The following is a 23002-nucleotide window of genomic DNA, read 5'->3' on the forward strand; positions in this document are numbered from 1 at the left end:
TTATTTTTCCTATGGCTATGACTATTACTACTGAAGCCCTCAAACAAGATTTAGATCAACTGACTCCTGAGCAACTTCAACAAGTGGCTGATTTCATTGCTTTTCTGAAGTTTCGCGATCAGCGTCACCGTCAGGCCATCCTCGACCCAAAACAACTGGCTGCCCTATTTACAGAGTTTTCTGACGAAGACCGCGCTCTTGCCGAAGCAGGCATGAATGACTATGCAGCAATGCTCAGTCAGGAAGACTAAATATGAGCAACCTGCTTAAACGAGGTGAAATCTGGCTGGCCGATCTCAATCCGACTCAAGGTTCTGAGCAAGCAGGCATTCGCCCCGTCATCATCTTTCAAAATGACCTTGTTTCTCAATTCTCAAGCACGACTATTGCCATTCCCCTCACGACCAACCAACGTCGCGCCGCCCTGCCCATATGCTTACTGATCAAACAAGGTGATGGCGGACTCAGCCAAGATTCTGTTGCCCTGTGTTTTCAAATGCGGGTGCTGGACAAAACTCGTATGATTCGCAGGCTTGGGCAACTGAGTTTGGAAGTCATCGCTTCATTAGAAGAAGTGGTTTTGCTGACTTTAGGATATGGATCGTAAAATAGCTACGACGCTGCCAAGACTTGTCTTGATGCTGCAATTTGACTGGTACTAAACCCCGCCTCGTCTAGATATTTGAGGAAGTCGCGATCGCCATATCGTCCGTCTTGAGCGATCGCACTTGTGACAACTACGGAGGGATGATTCTCCAAAAAGTGGCTACACCACGGCATATCCAGTATGTGATCGAATCTCAGGGGAGTGAAAAGCCAGCACAATCTGGTCTTGGGGAATGCCTGCGGCAACAAGGTCTTCAGTGATGCCGCGATCGATACCATCGTGATGCATCCAGAGTTTGCCATTGCGAATTTCAGCATGGAAAATCAAGCTATGAATCCGTTTTTTACCTTCCCAGCCTTCATTGACCACCATAAAATGGTTCTGGTCTTCACTAACGATGACGGTACTGGTGACGCGCTCAGGCTTACTCATCAGCAGTGTGTGTTCTGACAATAATTTGTGCAGGATGTTGCGATAGCTGTTTAGCTTATCCATTGGGTAATAACCTCCCGAATTTCATCAAAAATTAAAACTTTAATATGACGTTTTCTCATCGGAATTTGCACAATTGGTTCAGAAAAAAAAGTAAGATACACTTCCTCTCGAACCGCGAGGTAAAGAATACGCTCTGGACATTCTTCAGCAATGATGTCTTCGTAAAGAATGTATTGCCCAAGGGCATTTTCTAAATCCCTGACGGGCGATGCACTAATAAAGCTTTTCACTTCTACAGCAATCTTTTGACTACCACGATCGGCAATCAGCAATTTCTCTGCACCCAGGTCAATATAGAGATCCCGCTCACCAATCGCTAGAGTCAAAGGGTTGTCGGTAATCGTCCAGCCGTCTTTGATCAAGGCAGTTTTCACCGTGTTGTGATAAAGGTCTTTGGCAGGCATAGAGCAGAACTGAGTTGCTCTTCTTATTGTAAATCGATTTTAAGAATAGCCGAGCGCGCAGCCATTTCTAGAAAAACCTTGCAGTGTATACAACTCTGCATTCCATCAAGTGAGAACTGAAATCCGCTACAACGCTGCTAAGACTTGTCTTGATGCTGCAATTTGACTGGCGCTAAACCCCGCTTCGTCTAGATACTGGAGGAAGTCGCGATCGCCATATCGTCCGTCTTGAGCGATCGCTTGCTGATAGGCTTGTTGTGCAAGTTTGCGTTCTCCATTGTTCCAGTGAGCGATCGCTAGAGCCACCCAGGGATGAGGATTGTTGGGTTCCAATTCGGCTGCTCGTTTTGCAGACGCGATCGCCCACTCATAAGCCTTTAATCGCCAAAACGCCAAGCTCAGATTGTAGGGAGCAATCTCATTTTGAGGTGCCAGGAACGATGCCCAGGTGTGAGTTATGACTGCATCAGGCAATCGATCGCTCACCAGATAGACAATTCCCAATGCATTGAAGGTCTGAACATCAAAGGGATTGAAGGCGATCGTTTGTTCCAACATCGCGGCGGCTTCTGAATCTCGCTTTGCTAAATGCAGCGTCCATCCCAGACTAACGCGACCTGAAACATTGGCTGGCTCCAGTTCAACCGCTTTTTGGAGAGATGCGATCGCCGTCGCAAGTTGCCCTTGTTCTCGAAGCTGAAGCCCGCGATCGCGATACTGCACCGCCGTCATAGACAACAGAGGTCTAGGGTTGAAAACACCACTCAACAGCACCGAGATCAGAAGCCCACAAATCTGAGAAGCGCGCATCATTTTGCCTGAATCACATCTGAATTTTAAGCACTTCTCACGTCTCTTGGCATCTGGTTGACCTCGTTAAATCTTCCAATCTGCCAATAGCCAGCGCTTTCCCAATTCAAGGTTGATCGCTTCTGACAATCAACAAATCGCCTCAATCATAACTTTGAAACGATTGGCTGCCGCCCCTTGCTCCTTCCAACCTTTGGCGTTTAGACATATCGTTGCAATTAACTATACCTTCAGCTACCTCCCAGGTATAGGCTCTACGTTGTAATAGAGAGCATATGCATTTTCAATAGCGGGAACAATTTCGACAACTTCAAAATACGTTCCCCAGAATAACGTTTCGCGAAGCTCCTCAACGAGAAATTGGTAATCCTTAACTTCGGATGCTTCCCACATCAAAACGTCGGTAAAGTGTCCAGAAAATGCTTCGGAATCAAAGAATCGCAGTTTCACAAACGGGTATTTTTTGAGAAGCGGTGAAATGACCGTTTCAAGAAACTTAAATCGCTCCTTTGCAGAAAGTTGTAGCCAGGCTGTCGTCGTCTTGACCAGCATGAAATAGGTATAATTCAGCGCTTTTGATGGGGTTGTCATACAGTCTCCTGATTCATGAATTAGTAGAAATTTGGCATCGTGTAGTGCCTGACCCTGGATGAAATGGCTGTCAACGATCTCAGGAACATCTGTGCAAGTCAAATGACCATACAGAAACCGCTTGGGAATGAACAGCCGTCGTAATTTCAGCCGAAGTTTTGTGGGTAGCCAGGAAAACTCGTTCCGGCTGGGCTGGTAAACTAACGCGATCGCTCCAGATTCACACTGATCTAAACATCCCGATCTCCGAACTTCGACGCGATCGCCTAATTGCCGCTTTTGAATTTCATCTTGGAAGGCTTGGTAGATTTCTAGTGCATCTGCGTTGCAGCAACAACCTTTTGGATCATTTGCCGAGCGCTGCTTTGTACAAACGAAAATGCGGTGCTGGGGTGACTTCATAACGTCTCGCTCAAATATGAGGGATTGCTCGTATGATATGAGTTATTACTCGTGTTCGCCAACTCGCATTTGATTGAGGTGCTTTGATGCCGCGAAAACATTCTACAATTCCTCGCAAACTGCCGCAGCAAGACCGTTCTCGAATGACAGTTGAAGCGATATTAGAGGCAACCGCTCACATTTTGACCGAGGAAGGCTACGACAAAGCCAACACAAACCGCATTGCAGAACGTGCAGGAATCAGTATCGGCTCCTTGTATCAATACTTTCCAAATCGGGAATCGTTGATGGCTGCCCTAGTGGAACAACACTCCGATGAAATCGCCAGATTAGTCGAATCAAAACCAAACCATTTGTCTGACGCACCCTTGGAGATTGCTATCCCTGAACTTGTGAAAGCAGTTATTGCGGCTCATGCGATCAATCCACGTCTCCATCAGGTTTTAAATGAGGAAATTCCCCGTTCAGAACGATTGCAGCAAATGCAAAAGGCGGATGAACACATCACAGAATTGTTGAAAACCTATCTTGCCCGGTGGAGCGATCTTGAAGAGATACCTACAATGGGCCATTTTTATCCCCAAAATATTGAGATGACAGTTTTCATCATGAGTCGCACAGTTGAAGCTTTGTGCCATTCAGCCGTCATTGAGCATCCAGGCTTTATAAACGATGGACGGTTTGAACAAGAAGTTTCTAATCTTTTACTACTCTACTTAACGCGATCGCCGCCTCTAAGTTCTTAACAAAACGTCAGTTCGATGAACTTCTTCGCTTCTCGCTCTTCGAGATACTCGCAAGGGGTTGCAGATCCGAGAAGGCTCCTACATCCTATAAAAGTGAGTGATGGTTGTCTAATTCCTAATTCTAAGCAGTGCTTAGAGCAATCATTGTCACTGACTTAACGATTGTGGACAGAATCCCTGGCAATTAATGTTAGCTTCGCAAGAGCCTTCGGAGGGCATCTATGATTCGTGCAGGAAGTCTATTGAAGTTATGCTGGCTGTGCTGACATTTCGGGCGTTGCGATTAGTTTGCCGTCTTCCATGTAGACAATACGATCGGCAATGTCTAAAATCCGATTGTCGTGCGTCACCATTAGAATTGTGCAACCTTGTTCCTTGGCCAGCTTTTGCATGATGTTGACGACATCGCGACCCGATTGTTTGTCCAAGGCGGCAGTTGGTTCGTCAGCTAATACAATCTGTGGATGACTGACCAGGGCACGCGCGATCGCGACTCGTTGTTTTTGCCCACCCGAAAGATTGTCAGGATAATATTGAGTTCGCGCTTCTAAACCAACTAGCTCTAACATTCTGACTGCTCGATCGCGCCTCTCATGACGCGGGAAAGCCCCATGCATTTCTAGCCCCATCATCACATTCTCTTGGGCTGTAAGGCTCCCATGTAGATTGTGCGCTTGAAAGATATAGCCACACGATCGCCGCGCCTTGACTGCAATGTTTTTGGCGGCACCCACTAGCTCGGTATTGAGAATTCGCAGGCTACCAGACTGGGGCGATCGTAAGCCACCCATCAATGAGAGCAGCGTCGTTTTACCGGAGCCTGATGGCCCTGTGAGGATTACAATTTCACCCGCAGCGATCGCTAAATTAACCTCAAATAGGGCTTGCTTACGAAGGTCACCTTTGCCGAAGAAGTGATCTAGATTTTCAACGGCGATCGCAGGCTGCACTCCATTCAGAATTAGGTTCATGGCTCCTCCTAGAAAATATCGGCTGGGTCAGCGGACTGAATTTTGCGCGTTGCAATCATCCCAGACACACTACACATCACCATCGTCAGAAAGAAAACAAAGGCAAGCCGTGAAAATGTCATCGAAATCGGTAGCGCCGCCGCGCTTTGAATTAACGCATACTGTCCCAACGCCAAGCCTAATCCTGGAATAAATCCAAACATTGCAAGTAAGATCGCTTCCTCAAACACAATGAGAAGTAGATAGCGATCGCGGTAGCCCATCGCCTTAAAGGTGGCATATTCTCCCATGTGTTCATTGACATCGGTCGAAAGGATCTGAAACACAATCACAGTTCCCACGACAAATGCCATAACGGTTCCAAACGTAAAGACAATGCCGATCGGGGTGTTCTTTTCCCAGTAGGCTTGCTCAAACGTGACAAATTCTTGTTTGGTAGATGCGATCGTATCAGCAGGCAAAATCGCTTTGATCTGAGATAGCACCTGGTTGGGATCGTGACCCGGCTGCACTTTGATCAACCCTAAAGTGATCTGTCCTGCGCCCTGTTGAGGAAAGAAGCGCAAGAAGTTTTCTTGACTGGTGATCAGCGTGCCATCTGTCGCAAAAGAGGCTCCCAAAGAGAACAAACCAGCAATTTGAATGGTGCGACGATCGAGTTCTGTTTTGACTGTCTGCCCTTTTTTGACTTGAGCAACGACTTCGGCGTAGTCTCCACGAGTGTTGCGATCGAACAAAAACGTATCGGGTTGCTTGAGCTTATCTAGATTTCGATTGACTTCATCAAAGGTAAAGGCGGGACGTTCTAGATTTTGACCGACTAACGTAAGCTGAGTTTTGCGACGAGTTTGCGGATTTTTCCACACCCCATTCGCGACGTAAAGTGCCTCTGCGGACTCTACCCCCGGCAAATCCTTAATCTGAAATAAACGACGACGCGGCAATGTATTGGCTAAGTTCAAGTTGCGATATTGGGCACTGCGAATCACAATGTCAGCATCGATTCCACGGTTGAGCAATGTGTTGCTGTCAAACAAGGCCGCCTGAATTCCTAACTGAGCAAACATCAACAGATCAGCGAATCCAATCCCGGCGATCGCGACCATCAGCCGTCCTTTATTCTTCTTTAGTTGCAGCCAGCCCAGGGGTGTGCGGTCTTGCCAAAATCTAAGTTTAGACAGGCGAGGTTGAGGGGTCTCCTGTTGATGCGGTTTTGGTTGGGTCAACGTCATTGTTGAATCTCTCCTGTCACCTGCAAGTTCGTTAATCCGACGACTTTCTGGGCAGAGTCTCTATCTAGTTGCACCCGGACTTCGACCACACGCGCATCAATGTTGGCAGAAGTATCTGAGTTCACCACATTCTGACGCTTCACTTTGGCACCAATTTCGATGACGCTGCCCAAAAGTGGCGCTGTGAGACTATCGGCAAACAGTTTGGTTAGTTGCCCCAGTCTGATCTTGCGAATGTCTGTCTCATAAACTTCAAGAAGGGCAGTCATTTGACGGGTGCGCCCCAGTTCCACAATGCCATCACTCGAAACTAGCTCACCGGGACGAGTGTGAATATCCAGAACAACGCCATTTTGAGGAGCGCGAACGGTTGCCAAATCGAGTTGGGCCTTGGCTTGTTGGACGGCAGCGATCGCCCGATCGACCTGTGACTGTGCTGCTTCGACATCAACGGGGCGCACTTCGGCAATGCGATCGAGGGTGGCTTTGGCGGCGGTGAGTTCGGGTGATCGGGTGGTTTGAATTCGATTTAACACGGCCTGGGCTTCTTGTAGGTTGCGCTGTGCGGTCTTTAGCGTCAAAGCTTTGCTATCTCGCAGAGAAGCGGATGTAGCACCCTGCTGATAGAGAACCTCATAGCGCTGGGTTTCTGTTTGGGCGTTTTGCAATTCTGCTTGAAGTCGATCGACCGTCGCATTCTGGGCTTCAAGATCTCCCTGTCGCTGGGCTTCTAACCGAACAATCTCGGCTTGTTGAGCAGTCACTTCACCTTGTTTAGCGCCAGCTTTGACTACGGCTAGATTTGACTGGACAACGTTCACCTGTTGCTGGGCTTCCTGAAGGGCGGCTTGGAGGCGATCGCGATTATCCAACACGGCGATCGCTTGTCCCGCTTTAACGCTATCTCCCTGTTTGACTAGAAGTTGCTCAACGCGACTAGACCCACCAGAAGCGTTGGGCGCAGAAAGTCTAATCACTCTGCCTTGAGGTTCGAGGTAGCCCAAAGCGGTGACGGTTTGCTGTTGGGGAGCAGCATTTTCGACGGATTGAGCGGTCTGGGCAGAGGAATGAGCGCGCCAAAGCGTAAAAGCGCCCGTTCCGCCTAATAAAATCACAGCGGCGATTCCCAAAAGCTTCCAGGACGGGAGCCGCTTTCCGTCGATCGTGGGACTCTGCATGGTGCTTGCCTCGTGGGGTAGAGTTTAACTAAACGGTTTAGTTAAATAAGATTTGTTATTAAACTAAACCATTTAGTAAAATTGTGTCAAGTCCAATTTTTGATCTGATCGATGGAACCGTCCCAGTCTGCTAATTCTGCCCGTCAGCGATCGCCCGAAAAAACGGCTGCCATCTTAGAAGGGGCAATGCGTGTCTTTCTAAAACAAGGCTATGTGGGCACCACAATGGATCGGGTGGCGATCGCCGCAGGTGTGTCTAAGCCAACGCTCTACAGCCACTTTCAAGACAAAGAAGGATTGTTTAATGCTTTGACCGCGCAATGGGTGCAAAAGACGCAATGGGCAAGCTGCCCTCACGATTTGCTCAAGTCTCAAGAGCCGCCTCAAGTCGTGCTGCGTCAGTTGGCCCACAGTATTTTAGATAGCTGCACCAACAATTCTGAAAAAATTACGTTTATCCGATTGGTGTTGGGCGAGTCGGGTCGCTTTCCAGAACTCGGAAGAGCCTTTGTACAACACATGGATAAGCCGATCCTGAATGCCCTGACTCAGTATCTAACAGATTGTCCAGACTTGAATCTAGCTGATCCTGCCGCCGTTGCTCACATGTTTATGGGGACATTGATTTTTCTGCTGATTACCCAGGAGATGTTGCATAGTGGGGATATTGTGCCAATGGATCGCGATCGACTTGTCGATAATTTGATTAACCTGATCACTTGAATGAGTTGAGCAAACTAAGAATCGTGGCGTTGCTAAATCAGCAGGGTGGTTTCATGCAAGAAAAAAGTAGTGAGGATTTTTGATTCCTTCGTTGAGGTTCGCTCAAAGTTGCGAACGCTACGCGCCACAAAGTGTTCGCAGAGACTGAAAAATCAGGCTTCTGGGTTTTCCTTTTGGTGTACGAAACTACCTTTTTTAAGAGGGGCTAGGGGGGATCTCCAGACGATTTGATACTTTTCAAACATCCTCTCAGAGCAAAAATTCTTCGATCGCCGCCGCCGCTCCATCTGCTTCTACACTGGGAGCGACCCACTGAGCGATCGCCTGCACAGCCTCTGGCGCATTCCCCATCGCAACGCCGACCCCGGCATATTCGAGCATTTCGACATCGTTAAAATTGTCTCCGATCGTCATCACGTTTTCTGGCTTGAGTCCGAGTAGCTCTTCGGCGAGGTAGCAAACCGCTGAGCCTTTGTTAGCAGAGGGATGAGTCGCTTCAAAAAAGGTGGCGACTGATTTTGTTAGATAGAGTTCGGCAGGCGTGTACTGCTTTTGCAATGATCCGAGAAGCTGTGTGATCAGATCCGTGTCATCGCTAAGGGCCAAAACTTTAGTTGGCTCAGTCTCCAAAGTAGTTCGCAGATCTCCGACAGCAATGGGTTGAATGCCCGATCGCTCTGAATAGGCCTTCGTTTCGGGCGTGATTTCTCGAACGTATAGCTGATCATTGATATAGAAATGTACCGACAGCAGAGCCTTCAATTCTGTCTGTTCAAAGTAGTCCAGCAGGGCTGATACCTGTTCTCTGGGCACTGACCAACGGCGATGTACTTTCTCAGTGGCAGGATCTTGAATCCAGGCTCCTTGATAGGCGATCAGCGGCAACCGAGAACTCACCATTTGATGAAAGCGCAGCGCTGATCGATACATTCGCCCTGTTGCGATCGCCACCTCAACGCCCTTTTGTTGAGCCGCTCGAATGGCGCTGAGAACCGATGGATTAATTTGATTGGAGTGACCTGCGATCGTACCGTCGATATCCAAAACCAATAAGCGAAGATCGGACTGCATCATTTTCATTAAATTTGGTCAGGGATATTGGATATTAGACATCAGACATTGGACATCAAACATTGGACATTAGACGTTATACAAAATTGATCTTTGAGTCCTACAGGTCTTGGAGAGCAACCTAAATCTCCCACTTGTGGAGGACTTCAAGCCAAAGAAGTCTCGGATTCTCAAAGTCCCCCAGAATGGGGGATTTAGGGGGCGAAGGATCTGTAGCACTAACCAATTGATTGGGTATTAATCATCGGTTTCACGTCTCTAGCCCAAAGTCTCTAGTCTAAGGTCTCTCTTTCTTCTTGATTGGGTATTAATCATCGGTTTCGCGTCTCTAGCCCAAAGTCTCTAGTCTAAGGTCTCTCTTTCTTCAAAAAACATAACTATCTCTGAAACTAAATTCCGTGATAGGTTGGGGGTTATGGCTGAAGTAAAAAACCCCCGTGGGGTGAGTCGTCAAGTTTTGTTTGTGACGCTCTGGCTGACACTGCTCGTTTTGGCGGTCAAAGTCTGGGCAGGTTGGGCTACGCGATCGCTCAGTCTGTTAGCCGAGTCGCTTCATACCGTGATTGACAGCTTTAGCACGGTTCTCAGCCTGATCGCAGTTTCTTCGCCTTATCGCATCTCAGGACGAGAAGTGTGGGGACATGGCCGCCTCGAAACCACCCTGACGCTTTTGTTAGTCAGTTTTTTGGGCTTTGCCTGCTTTAGCATTTTGGGATTATCGCTTCAACAATTAGATGCGGCTCCCAATTTGACCGCAGTGCTGCCTGTCCAGATGACCGTCCCGTTGATTGGGCTGCTGGCGATCGCTTTTGCAGCGAGTTTAGGATTAGCCGTCTTTGAGAAATATTTGGCTAAGTCCCTCGAAAGTACAGCCCTGCGAGTCAATGCCAACCAGATTTTGCAAGATGCATGGCTGACCCTAATCCTGCTCGGCGGACTGCTTGGCATTCTCAAAGGATACCGTTGGCTTGATCCCCTGTTGGCGATCGCCCTGATTATTACTGCCGTCCTGAGTTGTTGGCGTGTCCTTAATTGGCAACTGCCTTTGATGATCCGACAGACGGCGATCGCGCCCGAAGCCATTTCTCAACTGGTGCGCGAAATTCAAGGCGTGACCCACTGTTACCAGATTCATTCGCGGGGGATCGTGGGTCGGCAGGTGTTGATCGAGATGCGTCTCGTACTGCATCCTGAGTTTGCTGGACTGAGCCAGTGGATTATCGAACAGATCGAAGCCACCATTCGAGATCACTACGGCCCCGTACAAGTTGTCGTACAGCTAGAAAGCGATCGCGACGAGCCATCTGACTTTGCCGGAACCCAATCGCCCAGCCGCGAACTCGATTGGAATCAATAGGGCGATCGACTCGATCCCCTTTGCTAAACCTTCAGCAGAATGTCTTGGAGAATACCCAAACTTGGATCATTTCTATAGTTGATCTAAAGTTAGACCCCGTTCTTGAAATGCCTTCCTAAGATAGAAGCAAGGGCACTCAGGCGATTCGTACTCTACAATTCGTACTCTACAAACAGCCTTAGTGGATTTTCAAACTTAGGGAGGAGAAGAATCATGACCGACGCTGACCCACCCATCAATTTGCAGAGCGAACACCCTCCAGGTCGTGATTACGCGCTTGACCGCGACTGCACCACCCTTTCTCGTCACGTCCTAGAACAACTGCAAAGCTTTTCACCGGACGCTCAAGATCTCAGTGCCTTAATGAATCGCATTGCGCTCGCCGGAAAGTTGATCGCTCGTCGTCTCAGCCGGGCCGGTTTGATGGAGGGCGTTTTGGGGTTTACAGGCGATGTCAATGTGCAGGGCGAATCTGTCAAAAAGATGGATGTGTTTGCCAACGAGGTGTTTATCTCCGTCTTTAAGCAAAGTGGTTTAGTCTGCCGCCTCGCTTCTGAGGAAATGGACGATCCTTACTACATTCCGGAAAACTGCCCAGTGGGCCGATATACCTTGTTGTACGACCCGATCGACGGCTCCTCTAATGTAGACATCAACATTAATGTGGGGTCAATTTTCTCGATTCGTCAGCAAGAAGGCGAAGACGCAGATGGCACCGCTCAAGATCTGCTACAAAGTGGACGAAAACAAATCGCCGCAGGGTATATCCTTTACGGGCCGAGTACGATGCTGGTGTATTCGATCGGCAAAGGCGTTCATGCATTCACCCTTGATCCCAGTTTGGGCGAGTTTATTTTGTCAAACGAAAATATTCAGACTCCTGAGCATGGGTCGGTCTACAGCGTCAACGAGGGCAACTTTTGGCAATGGGACGAGTCCATTCGCAACTACATTCGCTATGTGCATCGCCACGAGGGATACACGGCCCGCTATGGAGGCGCGATGGTCGGCGACTTTCACCGCATTTTGTTTCAGGGCGGCGTTTTTCTGTATCCCGGAACCGTGAAAAAACCAGAAGGCAAGCTGCGGCTGCTCTACGAATCTGCACCGATGGCGTTTTTGATCGAGCAAGCGGGCGGTCGGGCGACCACCGGGACTCAAGACATTCTGGATGCGATCCCTGAAAAGCTGCACGCTAGAACCCCGTTGATCATTGGCAGCAAAGAAGACGTGGCGCTGGTCGAATCTTTCATTCAAGAGGGAGCCAGAGATCAAGAAGTGCTGATGTCCAAGCGATAAACCGTTTTGAACTCTATTTGAGAGTCAACTCTCGAACCTCAAAACTCAAACCTGTACCGATTAGGAGCAATCTAATGACAACGAACCACCTTCTAGAAATCAAAGACTATGGGCAAAGTATCTGGATGGATAATTTGACCCGTGACTTGGTTCAGTCAGGTGAACTCAAGCAGATGGTCGAAACTCAAGGGCTGCGCGGGGTCACTTCAAACCCAGCCATTTTTGAAAAAGCCATCAACGGCAACAAAATCTACGACGCTGACATTGAGGCGGGGATCAGAGCCGGAAAATCGCTATTAGAAATCTACGAATCTCTGATTTTTGACGACATTCGCAACGCCTGCGATATTTTCTTACCTGTGTATGAAGAATCGGGTGGATTGGATGGCTACATCAGCATCGAAGTGCCGCCCAACATCGCCGACGACACAGAATCCACCATTTCAGAAGCGCGTCGCTATCACCGAGAAATTGGTCGCCCTAATGTGATGATCAAAATCCCAGGAACGTCCGCAGGGTTGCCCGCTGTCGAACAGATGATCAGCGAAGGCGTGAATGTCAACGTGACGCTGCTATTCTCGGTGCAAAGCTACATTAATACCGCTTGGGCTTACATTCGAGGACTGGAGAAGCGGGCCGCCAGCGGTGAAGATATCAGCAAAATTGCCTCCGTTGCCAGCTTCTTTCTCAGCCGCATCGACATCAAAATTGACGAGCGAGTTGATGAACTCTTGAAAAAAGGGGTCGATGACATCGCCGAAGAAGCCAAACTGAACGCCCTCAAAGGTAAGATTGCGATCGCCAACGCCAAAATCGCTTATCAAGAGTACAAAAAGATCATTGCTGATCCCCGTTGGTTAGCGCTCAAAGAAAAAGGAGCCAACGTTCAGAGACTCCTCTGGGCCAGCACAGGCACCAAAAACCCCAACTACAGCGATGTCATGTATGTCGATGAATTAGTTGGCCCTGATACAGTCAACACGTTGCCACCTGCTACGATCGAGGCCTGCGTCGATCACTGTGATGTAGCTTCCCGCATCGAAACGGGTGTCGAAGAAGCTTACGAATTGATCAACAGCCTCAAAGACCCCGACATTGACATCAATTTGACCGAAGTCATGGAAGAACTCCTCTCAGAAGGCATCGACAAATTTGTCCAACCTTTTGAGTCACTGATGAGTTCGCTGCAAGAAAAGGTCGATCGACTCGCGACAGTCTCGTAGAAGAAGGGATGAGGGAAGAGGGAGGAGGGATGAATAAGACGCTATTGTTTCGTTCAGACTAAATCTCTCTTCCCGTCCTACCTTTCTCCTGAGCTTTGACGCTGATTAAAGAGTTTGAGACCGACCCCGAAATTTTTGCCCCTGGCCCACTCGCTCGTTTCATCCCTTATCCTTCATCCCTCATTTAGCCCCCGCCTATGGTTACTTTGCTCGAAAATCCGCTTCGTGTTGGTCTACAGCAGCAGCGCATTCCAGAACCCAATATTATTGTCTTTTTTGGCGCATCTGGAGATTTGACCAAACGCAAACTGGTGCCAGCGCTCTATAAGATGAAGCGTGAACGACAACTGCCACCGGAGATCACGATCGTCGGGGTGGCTCGTCGGGAGTGGAGCGATGATTTCTTCCGCGAACAGATGCGAGAAGGCATCGAAGAATTTTCGGATGGCGTTGGGTCAGATGCGATTTGGAACGACTTTGCTCAAGGGTTGTTTTATTGTCCGGGTGACATTGACAATCCCGAAGGCTACCAAAAACTCAAAGCACGGCTCGCAGAAATTGACCAGATTCGCGGCACCAGAGGCAATCGAGTCTTTTATCTAGCGGTGGCTCCCAAGTTCTTTCCAGAAGCGATCAGACAACTGGGGGCGGCTGGAATGTTGGATGATCCCCGTAAAACGCGCCTGGTCATTGAGAAACCCTTTGGTCGCGATCTCAGTTCTGCTCAAGCGTTGAACCGGGTCGTCACCGAAGTTTGTAAAGAAGAACAGGTCTATCGGATCGATCATTATTTGGGCAAAGAAACCGTTCAAAATCTGCTGATCTTTCGGTTTGCCAACGCGATCTTTGAGCCATTATGGAACCGTCAGTTTATCGATCACGTTCAGATTACGGTGGCTGAAACGGTTGGGGTCGAAGATCGAGCGGGCTATTACGAATCTTCGGGCGCACTGCGAGACATGGTGCAAAACCACCTGATGCAGCTATTTTGTCTGACCGCAATGGAGCCACCCAACTCCCTGGATGCTGACAGCATTCGTACCGAAAAGGTAAAAGTCATCCAGGCAACACACCTCGCCGATGTCAACAACCTAGAATATTCAGCAGTCAGAGGTCAGTACAAAGCAGGCTGGATGAAAGGCAAGCAGGTTCCGGGCTATCGAGACGAACCTGGCGTGAGTCCTCAATCGACGACTCCTACTTATGTGGCGATGAAGCTGGCGATCGACAACTGGCGCTGGCAGGGCGTTCCGTTTTATCTGAGAACGGGGAAGCGTCTACCTAAAAAAGTGTCAGAAATCTCCATCCAGTTTCGCGATGTGCCTTATCTGATCTTTCAATCTGCGGCCAAGCAAGCCAACGCTAACGTTCTCACGCTGAGAATGCAGCCCAATGAAGGCATTGCGATACGGTTTGAAGTGAAGATGCCCGGTGCAGATTTGAGAAGTCGATCGGTCGAAATGGACTTTAGCTACGGTTCCTCATTTGGCGTGACAGGCGGCGAAGCCTACGATCGACTCTTGCTAGACTGCATGATGGGCGATCAAACCCTATTCACCCGTGCCGACGAAGTAGAAGCCGCCTGGCGAGTCGTCACCCCCGCCCTCTCTGCCTGGGAATCGCCCACCGACCCTGCCACCATTCCTCAATACGAAGCGGGCACCTGGGAACCCTCAGCGGCCGAACAGATGATCGATCGAGATGGTCGGCGCTGGCGAAGACTTTAGAAGGGATGAGGGATGAGAGATGAGGGATGAATGTTTGGGTGAGCCTTCTCGCCTACCAAGGTTTCATCTTTCGCCCCTCAACCCTGATCCTTTCCCTTTTCATCCTTCATCCCTCATCCCTCATCCCTCTTATGTCTCCTAAATCTGCACCCGTCGTCCCCCTTCAGCCGCTCCAGGCTCCCAAAGATGTCTCGATCAGTGAGATTGAGGCAGAGCTTTCGAGTATTTGGCAAAGTTATAGTGTTGCGAGTGATGGCTCGGCGCTGGCCGCTACGAGAGCTTCGACCTTTACGCTGATTGTCTATGAGCCGGAGGAAACTCAGCAAATGTTGGCGACGTTGGGCTTCTATACGGGCCCGATCGACGGCATTGACGGCCCACGGACTCAAGCAGCGATTCGGGCGGCTCAAGCAGAATTTGGCTTACCCGTAGACGGCAAATCTACGCCAACGCTACTCGAAAAGCTGCGGATGGCACTGGCAAAACAGAAAGGTCAGCTTCCGCTAAAGACTGAAGGCGATAGCGCTCCCCAATACACTCCTGATGCTGAAGGGGCAGGCATTGCCGACGCGATCGCCAGTCAAAATCCCTGTCGGATTATTTCCCTCTTTCCGATCGTGGGTGAGGATGAAGGCGTGACGGCTCAAGTGTCTGCTTACTGTCCAATTAACAAGCAGAGTCGCAGTGCTTTAGTGTGTGGCGAATACATTACGCTCAAGGGTACGGAGTCGGCGCTCGATCGCATCAGCACAATGGTTTCGTCGCTGTTGATTAGCGAGTTGCCCCGCTTTTTGTGGTGGAAGGCGACTCCCAATCTCGATTTGCCTTTGTTCTCGCACCTCTATCGGGTGTGCAATGCGGTCATTGTTGATTCTAGTCGCTTTAAGGCTGACCCAGAGGGCGATCTGCTCAAGCTGGCTAGCCTGATCGAAGATGGCGTTCAGATTGCTGATTTGAACTGGCGACGATTGTCTGCCTGGCAAGAATTATCGGCTGAGGCCTTTGACCAGCCAGAACGACGAGCCGCTGTATGGGAAGTCGATCGCGTCGTCATTGATTACGAAAAAGGCAATCCGACTCAGGCGATGATGTTTTTGGGCTGGCTGGCCAGTCGTCTCAGATGGGAACCAGTCTCTCGTCACAAAGAAGGCGACATTTACGATCTGGAGCGCGTTCACCTGGTTGGGGCGAATGGTCGAGCGATCGAAGTGGAGTTGGCAGGCATTCCGACCGCAGATTCGGGTGATGTGGCTGGAGATCTGGTCAGCATCAAACTGACTTCGACTAATCTTCACGCTGATTGCTGTACGGTTCTCTGTTCTGAGACGACGGGCTGTATGCGAATGGAAGCGGGCGGTGGGGCCCAATCTTGCCGCATCAATCAAGTGACATCACTCAACGATCAAAAGGCTGAAACCCTTCTCAGTGAGCAACTACAGCGCTTGGGACGCGATGCTTTATATGAAGAAAGTCTGGCGATCGCTGCAAAGGTGCTGAAGTTGTCTGCCAGCTAGCTTAGCGCGATCGAGTTATTTTAGATTCCCAATTTCGCAAAAGAGTTGGGAATTTTTAATTTGGCAAGACTTAAGAAAGACTAAAAACGGACATGATGAAACTGTACAGTGAGGCGTTTTAGAGGGCGGAGAACGGGATGCTAAGGAACGCGAGCTTATTACACCTGAAATTCTCTAAATATGCTTGGTCAGTTGATTTTGGCTTCGTTTCAATGGGTTGCAGCCCTCTAAATCCCTCCAATTTGGGGGACTTGGAAGCTCAAACTCGTTTTGAATTCCAGAATTTTTTTGATCTCAAAGTCCCCAGAATGGGGGATCTAGGGGGTGTTTCCGGATCTGAGAGCGAAGCGGAGAAGTTCATCGAACTTGCGTTTGGTTAGCACTTGGTTGCAGGCAGCGCGATTATATTGAGTCCGTGTAGCGCTTCGAGAGTGGCGATCGGCACCAAATTTTGCAAAAAAGGCTGATAGCGAAACAACTGATAACCCTTTGAGATCAGCAATTCGGCTACCGGAAGATTACTCCCTTTGCTGCCTGCAATGTTTTCATACAAAATCACAGGTGCAAACTCTGACAACAGGCGATCGCTGCCCAACAACACCTGGACTTCATGACCTTCAGCATCAATTTTGAGAAAGTCAACGCGATCGAGCTGTTCTGATTGAATTAGACTGTCCAGGGTAAAACAATCGACCGATTCAGCATTTTTGCCTTCAGCACTGATGGTCAATTCGTTCATTTCGCTGGCTGACTTGATGAGAAGATTTGCTTTTCCGGTGCGATCGCTGGCGGCTCCTGCACAGATTTTTACCTGAGAAAATTGATTGATTTGACAGGTTTCTTGGAGGCAGCGAACACAACCTGAGAATGGCTCAACAGCTAAGACTTTACCCGTTTTACCGACTCGCCGCGCAGCGCTAAAGGTATACAGTCCGACATTTGCGCCTACATCAATTACCGTCATTCCTGCTTGAATCGAGTTGCGCCAAAACTCCATCTCTTTCTCAAACCAATCTCCTTCTGCAATCAAAACACGAGTGACAATGCTGCGAAACGTTGCCTCAATTGCTATTAGTTCACCTTCAAAAAGCGTGTAAGTGATTGGGTCGTCAATGGCACCTTTACTCCAGTTCCAACTGATAGAATCAGGCTCTTTTTGAGCTACATTTTGAGCCGCACATAACCAGAAGTTTGCCGTTTCTAGCTGCTTTAAATCGCGATAAACCAAATACAAAGATTGCAAAATTAACGCATTGGTTGGATCAATTTGTCTGGCTCGATGAAGATACAATAACCCTTCAACCTGCTGATTTGATAAACTCGAAATTCCTAATTGTAAATAGGTGAATGCTGATTGAGGAAAAAGTTGAGCCGTCAATGTGAGAAACCGTAATCCTAAAGTGTTGTAAAAAACAAGTTGCGACCGCCCCATCACTTCACATAACACCATAAGCGCCTGACCATAAGCATTCTCAAGATGCAAAATTTGTTCAAGTTTTGAAGCTCGATCGCGGGTCGATGCCAGAGGAGCGATCGGTAAGTAAATTAAGCCTGAAGGTTCGTCTATCAGATCAGCCGCTTGAAGTAGGTTAATAAATGCTGGAAAAGCCAATTCCATCGCAGCGTCGGCGTTGCCAATTAGACTTTGAATGAGTGCCAAATGTGCAACACAGAGGGGATGATCACTGACTCGATCGTTCAATAAATTTAGGGCAGTTTCTAGATAAAACGTTCGCCTAGATAAGTCCGAGCATTGGTCAGCTTCAATTAAAGCAGTCACCGCGACGTTGCTACAGTCTAAAGCAGATTGAGGATCATCCCAGTTGGTTGTTTCTAAAAGTTGAGTCAATCGAAATTGAACGTCTAGGGTGAGAGAGACTTGATTTGTTTGCAGAAAATGCGCGTAAATTTCAGCAGATTGGGTCATTACTTTAAGAAAAATTAGAAACAATGAATGAGTATTTGTGCAGTTTATAACTGCTTGAGTAAAGCATCTCGATCGCCCTGCAAAGCCGAGTCCAACTCAGGAAAGTAAATTTGAGACGGCAGCAGTTCTTTGAGTAAATTGTTGAGCGCGATGTTTTCAGAAGTCGTGAGAAAGTCTTTGGGAACTGGCCCATCGACATGACGACTCAGAATATTGAACCCCGGACGCGATCGCCGCACCTCTCTAGACGGTGCATTCTGCTTGATCCATTGGTCAAGACTGGTGGAGGTTGCCATGCTGTCTGCCAGTTGTTGAATGATTTCTGGAGGCGGAGCGGTGCGATTTTCGGTAATCCAGGCTTTTTGCAGCAATTCCAATCGTTGAGGCGGGTTGAGCCAGGCGGCGATCGTCAGTCCTCCTGCCGTATTTTGAATCTTTTGCAGATCTACCGATTTTCCTTGTGCCAGGTCGAGAATGGTGCGGCTCACATCATTGCCATAGGGTTGCAAGTCTGATCGGGCGGCGGTCAAATTTCCTGTCCACCAATACAATAGGCCTCGACTGTTGTGCAAATGAGTGTTAAAAATTCCTGGCTGAGAATGCTTTTGTAACAGCGTGTTGTACTGCGTTTCTAACTGTTTGAGCGCTTGAGTGTAAACGGGTTGCAGTTGGGGCGTTTTCCAGACTGGACTGCTGACTAGAATTGGGTCGCGGAGGAGTTCTAGCACGATCGCTTTAACTGCTAAATCGGGTTGGACTCCCAACAGGCCAAAGCCCAAACCATAGAATGTGCCTCGTTTTGCGGGTATCAACTGCGCCGATCGCCCAAATGCCTGCACTGCACTTTTTGCGTCTCGATTTAACAATAGCCAGCCGAGATTGGTCTGCCCAAATTCTTGATAAGGGGCGGCTTGGTTGCCTTTGATCAGTTGAGGAATGGCTCGATCGACCAGGGCGCGATCTTCTGTTCTCAAGCCCAAGTCTCCGAGCGTCCAGCCCAATTGATAAGCGTAGTACGGCTCCCAGGGAGCTAAGGTTTGTGCTTGAGTTAACTGTTGCTCAAAGGTGTTGAGGCTGTCTTGTCGTGCTTGCGGCGTTTTTGCGTCTTCTAGCTGGCCCAGAGCAGCAAACCCCTGACTAGAGAGCATCCAGGCGCGATGAATGGGAATTAGGGAAACCGCGATCGCGGCCACGATTGAGAGACCTGCGATCGAGAGAAGCCGGGTGAGGAGGGAGGAGGGAGGAGGGAGGAGGGAGGAGGGAGGAGGGAGGAGGGAGGAGGGGCGGAATTGGGAGGCGAGAACTGCTAGAAAAATTACCAGGGTTCCGCTAATGCAAACATTGTCAAGCTGGTAGTCGGTGAGGCTTTGGACGCTGTAGGCTAACAATCCTGCTAAAAGACTGCCGATTAGAATAGGATTCAGCGCGTCGTCTTTTTGGGTTGACTTTTGCCAACGGAGGGCGAGAGACGGGAGGAGAACGATCGCTCCCAACAGCGGCAAGATTCCCCAGATACCGAGGTTTGCCCAAAGCTGAATCGGAGTGCTGTGGAGTTGGAAAATCATCTCAGCTTCTCGACCCGCCCAAAAGGGACGATATTTCTGAAACAGCAGCAGTTCTCCGCCCAGTCCAACTCCCGTCAGGGGATGTGTGATGCCCATTTGCCAGCCTGCGGTTGCTGAAATCAGACGATACGCGAGTTCTCCAGAGACGTTGGTGCCAGAGAGGAGCGATCGCAGTCGGGGATTCGTGAAGGCAGCGATCGCTACAACTGCCAACAGTCCCACACCAGAGAAGACCAGCCAGCGACGCGGAAGTTGACTTTGCCAAATCAGTACTGCAAATCCAGCTACCAGCGCCACCGCCAACCCCAACAAGCCGCCTCTCGAACTCGTCGTATACAGATCAATCAAACCCAACCCAACACCAGCACCCCACAACCAACGCCGCCAGCCCGTTTGAGCGAAACACAACCCAACAAGCAGCGGAATCGCCAGCATCAGATAGCCCGCCACGTAGTTTTGGTGTCCGATCGGGGCCCAATTACGAAGCTGAATGTCAGAAAAATCAAAGGGCAAACTCACCCCAAACTGTTGTCTAATTTCCTGCAATCGCCCCAATTCTGGCATCAAGGTTTGACTGATCCACAACCCCAAACTCAGAGTAATAAAGGCTAGATTCAAATAACCTTGACCGATTAAAAGATTCAACCGTCGCTGAGGTGTTTTTAACCAATCGTTGAGGGCGTAAAGTGCCGCGATGAAACAAAGCGCCGCCCACGCATACCACCGCGCCTGATTGGGAAACTCTGCCAATGTGGAGGAGAGAATGAGGCCAACGATCGTCACTCCTACCAGATAATCCAGCCTATTCCCCAGCCCATGTAGCCCTTTGTGACTCCAGACCAACCCCAACAGCCACAACACCGCACACAGCAGCCCAATCTGCCAAACAAACACCCACGGCCACGACACCATCAAACTATGGCTATCTGGCAACAGCGTAAAAGCACCATAGAAAAGAGCAACGAGTAGAGCTAGGAGAGGAAGGTCGGACATGGGAGGGATGAGGGATGAAAGGGAAAAGCGAAGTTGGAGGCGGTGAGGCTAAGGGAATTGCGGATCAGCACGATAACACTCTTTACTTTGTACCGCTCATAATTTACTAACGTTTGCTAACAAACTGAAATCTTCCTGCTTCAACTCGGAGAAGTCGGCTTCACCCGATCCACAGGCTGACACGGGATGGCTTCCCGCGTTTTTCAAATTGATTGCCGCATTCAAATCTCGGTCAAGACTGAATCTGCAATGCTCACAGGTGAACATGCGCTCAGAGAGGGTGAGTGCTTCTTTTTTGGCTCCACAATTCGAGCAAGCTTTACTCGATGGAAACCAGCGGTCTACGATGATGAGTTTTCTTTCATTTGAGGGGCGATCGGTTTTGGCATCTAGTAGCAAATCCCGTCTGCAAAAATCATCATTGGGCTTTTGATCGAGGTTGGTTTGGCATTAGCGATCGTTACAGAATTGTAGTTCCGCCCGATCGCGTTCATGAAGACGCTTTGGAGAATACGCGATCGCTAATACCAAATCCACTAGTTACTGATACAGATCCTCGCCCCCTAAATCCCCCATTTTGGGGGACTTTGAAACGGCTTCCCTGATAGGTTCTTTTCAAATCTAAGAGATAGAAATCGGTTAATTAACTGATTTTTTATGAGTATCATTTGTTGGTTGATTTGGTACAAGAGCATTTGATGGAGAAGCTATTCTTTTGCCTAATCAGGAAGGCTACAGACCTAGACTGGATGCTCTGGTGTGGCATTGCTCTTTTTGGAAGATTGCTTGAGTTATCTGATTTAGAAAAACTTTAGATAGCGTTGGGTTTCCCAGTCGGATACGTGATTGTGATACTCAAACCATTCTTGTGTTTTGAAATCGATGTAGGTTTTATGCATTAGTGATCCCATAACGGATTGACTGAGGGGATCGATCGCAAAGGCTTCGATCGCTTCTCCTAGCGTTCGCGGGAGTGTTTTAATTCCCATGTTGGCGAGTTCTGCTGGTGTGCAGGTGTACATGTTTTCGGTGTGGGGTTCACCGGGATCTAAGTCTTCTTGAATGCCTTCTAATCCGGCTGCGAGAATCATGGCCGCTCCCAGGTATGGATTGCTTGAGATGTCGGCGGCGCGGCATTCTACTCGTCCTCCACCTAGTGGGATGCGTAGCATGTTGGTTCGGTTGTTGTTGCCGTAGCAGATGTAGATGGGTGCCCAGGTAAAGCCTGACATGCTGCCTCGTGCGATTAGGCGTTTGTAGCTGTTGACGGTGGGCGCGATGACGGCACAAATGGCGGGGGCATGACGGAGTACGCCTGCGATGAATTGATAGCCTAATTTTGATAATCCACAGTGGCGGGAATCTTGACGATCGCTAAATAAGTTTTCTCCGGTTTTGAGGTCTGCCAGCGACATATTGTAATGGGCCCCGCTGCCTGTGCGATTGGCGAATGGTTTGGGCATAAAGGTGGCAAAGTAGCCATGCTTGCGGGCGATTTCTTTGACCATCACGCGAAAGAAGGTGAGGCGATCGGACATGGTGAGTGCGTCTGCGTAGGCAAAATCGGTTTCAAATTGACCGTTGCCGTCTTCGTGGTCAAAGGAGTACACATCCCAACCGAGATGATTCATGGCTTGTACAATTTCATCGACCCAGGTGTAGTTGTCGAGTAGTCCTTGCAGGTCGTAACAAGGTTTGTCGAGGATGTCTCGATCGCTGACGGGAATGGCTTTTCCGGGTTCGTCTTTGAGGATAAAGAATTCTGTTTCGATGCCGAGATTAAACTGAAACCCTTTGTCTGCGGCTTGTTGTAAAACGGATTTGAGGATGCTGCGACAACAGGCTTCAAAGGGTTTGCCCTGTAGGTATAAATCGCTGGCGAACCAGGCCATTTCTGAGTTCCAGGGGAGAATGGTGGCGCTTGCGGGGTCGGGCATTGCGGCGACTTCTTCATCGTTTACAGCTTGCGGAACGCCGTCTAATGCGGCTCCTGTAAATAATTCTGAACCCTGCATCATCTGGTCGAAGTGGGTTAGTGGCACCATTTTGGCTTTGCACATGCCATGAATATCGACAAAGCTGGCGATCGCATACTTTACGCCTTGTTTTTCGAGGGTGGTTTTTAGTTGCTGTCGTTCTAAATTAGAGTCGTGGCTCATAGGTTTGG

General features: G+C 49.1%; 22 protein-coding genes. 9 read left to right on the forward strand and 13 right to left on the reverse strand.

Going from position 1 to position 23002, the window contains the following annotated elements:
- Window positions 1-17 precede the first annotated feature (17 nt).
- Entirely contained in the window at window positions 18-251 is a 234-nt protein-coding gene (locus ACJ2PR_RS08650) for a hypothetical protein (protein ID WP_446859219.1), read from the forward strand.
- Window positions 252-253: 2 nt separating this feature from the next.
- Window positions 254-607, forward strand: a complete 354-nt coding sequence (locus tag ACJ2PR_RS08655) for a type II toxin-antitoxin system PemK/MazF family toxin (protein WP_446876727.1) — start codon at window positions 254-256, stop codon at window positions 605-607.
- A 5-nt stretch (window positions 608-612) separates the two neighbouring features.
- Here the strand turns inward: ACJ2PR_RS08655 and ACJ2PR_RS08660 are convergent, their stop codons facing one another.
- From ACJ2PR_RS08660 to ACJ2PR_RS08680, 5 genes are all read right to left on the reverse strand, one after another.
- A complete protein-coding gene (locus tag ACJ2PR_RS08660; RefSeq protein WP_446876728.1) occupies window positions 613-780 on the reverse strand; it encodes a hypothetical protein in 168 nt (55 codons plus the stop codon).
- Window positions 767-1102 carry an element excision factor XisI family protein gene (locus ACJ2PR_RS08665; RefSeq protein ID WP_446876729.1) on the reverse strand — a complete coding sequence of 112 codons (336 nt, stop codon included), beginning with the start codon at window positions 1100-1102 and terminating at the stop codon, window positions 767-769. The genes ACJ2PR_RS08660 and ACJ2PR_RS08665 overlap by 14 nt, the downstream gene beginning before the upstream one ends.
- A complete protein-coding gene (locus ACJ2PR_RS08670) occupies window positions 1090-1506 on the reverse strand; it encodes an element excision factor XisH family protein (protein ID WP_446876730.1) in 417 nt (138 codons plus the stop codon). Before ACJ2PR_RS08670 ends, ACJ2PR_RS08665 begins: the two co-directional genes overlap by 13 nt.
- Before the next feature lie 126 nt (window positions 1507-1632).
- A complete protein-coding gene (locus ACJ2PR_RS08675; RefSeq protein WP_446876731.1) occupies window positions 1633-2319 on the reverse strand; it encodes a tetratricopeptide repeat protein in 687 nt (228 codons plus the stop codon).
- Window positions 2320-2550: 231 nt separating this feature from the next.
- Complete coding sequence (locus tag ACJ2PR_RS08680; RefSeq protein ID WP_446876732.1) at window positions 2551-3309, reverse strand: darcynin family protein; 759 nt, start codon at window positions 3307-3309, stop codon at window positions 2551-2553.
- Between the two features lie 86 nt (window positions 3310-3395).
- Here ACJ2PR_RS08680 and ACJ2PR_RS08685 point away from each other — a divergent pair, with 86 nt between their 5' ends.
- Window positions 3396-4055 (forward strand): TetR/AcrR family transcriptional regulator, encoded by a 660-nt coding sequence (locus tag ACJ2PR_RS08685; RefSeq protein ID WP_446876733.1) that lies wholly within the window; start codon window positions 3396-3398, stop codon window positions 4053-4055.
- A 248-nt stretch (window positions 4056-4303) separates the two neighbouring features.
- Here the strand turns inward: ACJ2PR_RS08685 and ACJ2PR_RS08690 are convergent, their stop codons facing one another.
- From ACJ2PR_RS08690 to ACJ2PR_RS08700, 3 genes are read right to left on the reverse strand one after another with little or no spacing between them, the layout of a single operon-like run.
- Window positions 4304-5026 (reverse strand): DevA family ABC transporter ATP-binding protein, encoded by a 723-nt coding sequence (locus ACJ2PR_RS08690; RefSeq protein ID WP_446869470.1) that lies wholly within the window; start codon window positions 5024-5026, stop codon window positions 4304-4306.
- A gap of 8 nt (window positions 5027-5034) precedes the next feature.
- Window positions 5035-6258 (reverse strand): ABC transporter permease DevC, encoded by a 1224-nt coding sequence (gene devC, locus ACJ2PR_RS08695; protein WP_446876734.1) that lies wholly within the window; start codon window positions 6256-6258, stop codon window positions 5035-5037.
- Window positions 6255-7436 (reverse strand): HlyD family efflux transporter periplasmic adaptor subunit, encoded by a 1182-nt coding sequence (locus ACJ2PR_RS08700; RefSeq protein WP_446876735.1) that lies wholly within the window; start codon window positions 7434-7436, stop codon window positions 6255-6257. Before ACJ2PR_RS08700 ends, devC begins: the two co-directional genes overlap by 4 nt.
- A gap of 111 nt (window positions 7437-7547) precedes the next feature.
- Between ACJ2PR_RS08700 and ACJ2PR_RS08705 the strand changes: the two genes are divergently transcribed.
- Window positions 7548-8159 (forward strand): TetR/AcrR family transcriptional regulator, encoded by a 612-nt coding sequence (locus ACJ2PR_RS08705; protein WP_446876736.1) that lies wholly within the window; start codon window positions 7548-7550, stop codon window positions 8157-8159.
- 249 nt (window positions 8160-8408) lie between these two features.
- Here ACJ2PR_RS08705 and ACJ2PR_RS08710 read toward each other — a convergent pair whose 3' ends face one another.
- A complete protein-coding gene (locus ACJ2PR_RS08710; protein ID WP_446876737.1) occupies window positions 8409-9233 on the reverse strand; it encodes a Cof-type HAD-IIB family hydrolase in 825 nt (274 codons plus the stop codon).
- A 412-nt stretch (window positions 9234-9645) separates the two neighbouring features.
- Between ACJ2PR_RS08710 and ACJ2PR_RS08715 the strand changes: the two genes are divergently transcribed.
- From ACJ2PR_RS08715 to opcA, 5 genes are all read left to right on the forward strand, one after another.
- Window positions 9646-10587 carry a cation diffusion facilitator family transporter gene (locus ACJ2PR_RS08715; RefSeq protein WP_446869475.1) on the forward strand — a complete coding sequence of 314 codons (942 nt, stop codon included), beginning with the start codon at window positions 9646-9648 and terminating at the stop codon, window positions 10585-10587.
- Between the two features lie 213 nt (window positions 10588-10800).
- Window positions 10801-11886 (forward strand): class 1 fructose-bisphosphatase, encoded by a 1086-nt coding sequence (gene fbp / locus ACJ2PR_RS08720; RefSeq protein ID WP_446859231.1) that lies wholly within the window; start codon window positions 10801-10803, stop codon window positions 11884-11886.
- Window positions 11887-11960: 74 nt separating this feature from the next.
- On the forward strand, window positions 11961-13109 hold the full coding sequence (gene tal / locus ACJ2PR_RS08725; RefSeq protein ID WP_446876738.1) for a transaldolase: 1149 nt from the start codon (window positions 11961-11963) through the stop codon (window positions 13107-13109).
- A 197-nt stretch (window positions 13110-13306) separates the two neighbouring features.
- Entirely contained in the window at window positions 13307-14836 is a 1530-nt protein-coding gene (gene zwf / locus ACJ2PR_RS08730; RefSeq protein ID WP_446869479.1) for a glucose-6-phosphate dehydrogenase, read from the forward strand.
- Window positions 14837-14967: 131 nt separating this feature from the next.
- On the forward strand, window positions 14968-16350 hold the full coding sequence (opcA, locus tag ACJ2PR_RS08735) for a glucose-6-phosphate dehydrogenase assembly protein OpcA (RefSeq protein WP_446876739.1): 1383 nt from the start codon (window positions 14968-14970) through the stop codon (window positions 16348-16350).
- Window positions 16351-16726: 376 nt separating this feature from the next.
- Here opcA and ACJ2PR_RS08740 read toward each other — a convergent pair whose 3' ends face one another.
- From ACJ2PR_RS08740 to glnT, 4 genes are all read right to left on the reverse strand, one after another.
- The gene (locus tag ACJ2PR_RS08740; RefSeq protein WP_446876740.1) at window positions 16727-18277 is read right to left on the reverse strand and encodes an FkbM family methyltransferase; all 1551 of its coding nucleotides are present in this window, start codon (window positions 18275-18277) and stop codon (window positions 16727-16729) included.
- Window positions 18278-18321: 44 nt separating this feature from the next.
- The gene (locus tag ACJ2PR_RS08745; protein ID WP_446876741.1) at window positions 18322-20835 is read right to left on the reverse strand and encodes an O-antigen ligase family protein; all 2514 of its coding nucleotides are present in this window, start codon (window positions 20833-20835) and stop codon (window positions 18322-18324) included.
- Between the two features lie 96 nt (window positions 20836-20931).
- The gene (locus ACJ2PR_RS08750) at window positions 20932-21234 is read right to left on the reverse strand and encodes a zinc ribbon domain-containing protein (protein WP_446869485.1); all 303 of its coding nucleotides are present in this window, start codon (window positions 21232-21234) and stop codon (window positions 20932-20934) included.
- Window positions 21235-21635: 401 nt separating this feature from the next.
- On the reverse strand, window positions 21636-22994 hold the full coding sequence (gene glnT, locus ACJ2PR_RS08755; RefSeq protein WP_446876742.1) for a type III glutamate--ammonia ligase: 1359 nt from the start codon (window positions 22992-22994) through the stop codon (window positions 21636-21638).
- Window positions 22995-23002: the final 8 nt, after the last annotated feature.

The organism is Phormidesmis sp. 146-33, from assembly GCF_052939515.1.

Coding starts and splice junctions, on each gene's coding strand:
- ACJ2PR_RS08650 (WP_446859219.1), top strand. CDS start 18: ATGACTATTACTACTGAAGCCCTCAAACAAGATTTAGATCAACTGACT.
- ACJ2PR_RS08655 (WP_446876727.1), top strand. CDS start 254: ATGAGCAACCTGCTTAAACGAGGTGAAATCTGGCTGGCCGATCTCAAT.
- ACJ2PR_RS08660 (WP_446876728.1), bottom strand. CDS start 780: ATGCCGTGGTGTAGCCACTTTTTGGAGAATCATCCCTCCGTAGTTGTC.
- ACJ2PR_RS08665 (WP_446876729.1), bottom strand. CDS start 1,102: ATGGATAAGCTAAACAGCTATCGCAACATCCTGCACAAATTATTGTCA.
- ACJ2PR_RS08670 (WP_446876730.1), bottom strand. CDS start 1,506: ATGCCTGCCAAAGACCTTTATCACAACACGGTGAAAACTGCCTTGATC.
- ACJ2PR_RS08675 (WP_446876731.1), bottom strand. CDS start 2,319: ATGATGCGCGCTTCTCAGATTTGTGGGCTTCTGATCTCGGTGCTGTTG.
- ACJ2PR_RS08680 (WP_446876732.1), bottom strand. CDS start 3,309: ATGAAGTCACCCCAGCACCGCATTTTCGTTTGTACAAAGCAGCGCTCG.
- ACJ2PR_RS08685 (WP_446876733.1), top strand. CDS start 3,396: ATGCCGCGAAAACATTCTACAATTCCTCGCAAACTGCCGCAGCAAGAC.
- ACJ2PR_RS08690 (WP_446869470.1), bottom strand. CDS start 5,026: ATGAACCTAATTCTGAATGGAGTGCAGCCTGCGATCGCCGTTGAAAAT.
- devC (WP_446876734.1), bottom strand. CDS start 6,258: ATGACGTTGACCCAACCAAAACCGCATCAACAGGAGACCCCTCAACCT.
- ACJ2PR_RS08700 (WP_446876735.1), bottom strand. CDS start 7,436: ATGCAGAGTCCCACGATCGACGGAAAGCGGCTCCCGTCCTGGAAGCTT.
- ACJ2PR_RS08705 (WP_446876736.1), top strand. CDS start 7,548: ATGGAACCGTCCCAGTCTGCTAATTCTGCCCGTCAGCGATCGCCCGAA.
- ACJ2PR_RS08710 (WP_446876737.1), bottom strand. CDS start 9,233: ATGATGCAGTCCGATCTTCGCTTATTGGTTTTGGATATCGACGGTACG.
- ACJ2PR_RS08715 (WP_446869475.1), top strand. CDS start 9,646: ATGGCTGAAGTAAAAAACCCCCGTGGGGTGAGTCGTCAAGTTTTGTTT.
- fbp (WP_446859231.1), top strand. CDS start 10,801: ATGACCGACGCTGACCCACCCATCAATTTGCAGAGCGAACACCCTCCA.
- tal (WP_446876738.1), top strand. CDS start 11,961: ATGACAACGAACCACCTTCTAGAAATCAAAGACTATGGGCAAAGTATC.
- zwf (WP_446869479.1), top strand. CDS start 13,307: ATGGTTACTTTGCTCGAAAATCCGCTTCGTGTTGGTCTACAGCAGCAG.
- opcA (WP_446876739.1), top strand. CDS start 14,968: ATGTCTCCTAAATCTGCACCCGTCGTCCCCCTTCAGCCGCTCCAGGCT.
- ACJ2PR_RS08740 (WP_446876740.1), bottom strand. CDS start 18,277: ATGACCCAATCTGCTGAAATTTACGCGCATTTTCTGCAAACAAATCAA.
- ACJ2PR_RS08745 (WP_446876741.1), bottom strand. CDS start 20,835: ATGTCCGACCTTCCTCTCCTAGCTCTACTCGTTGCTCTTTTCTATGGT.
- glnT (WP_446876742.1), bottom strand. CDS start 22,994: ATGAGCCACGACTCTAATTTAGAACGACAGCAACTAAAAACCACCCTC.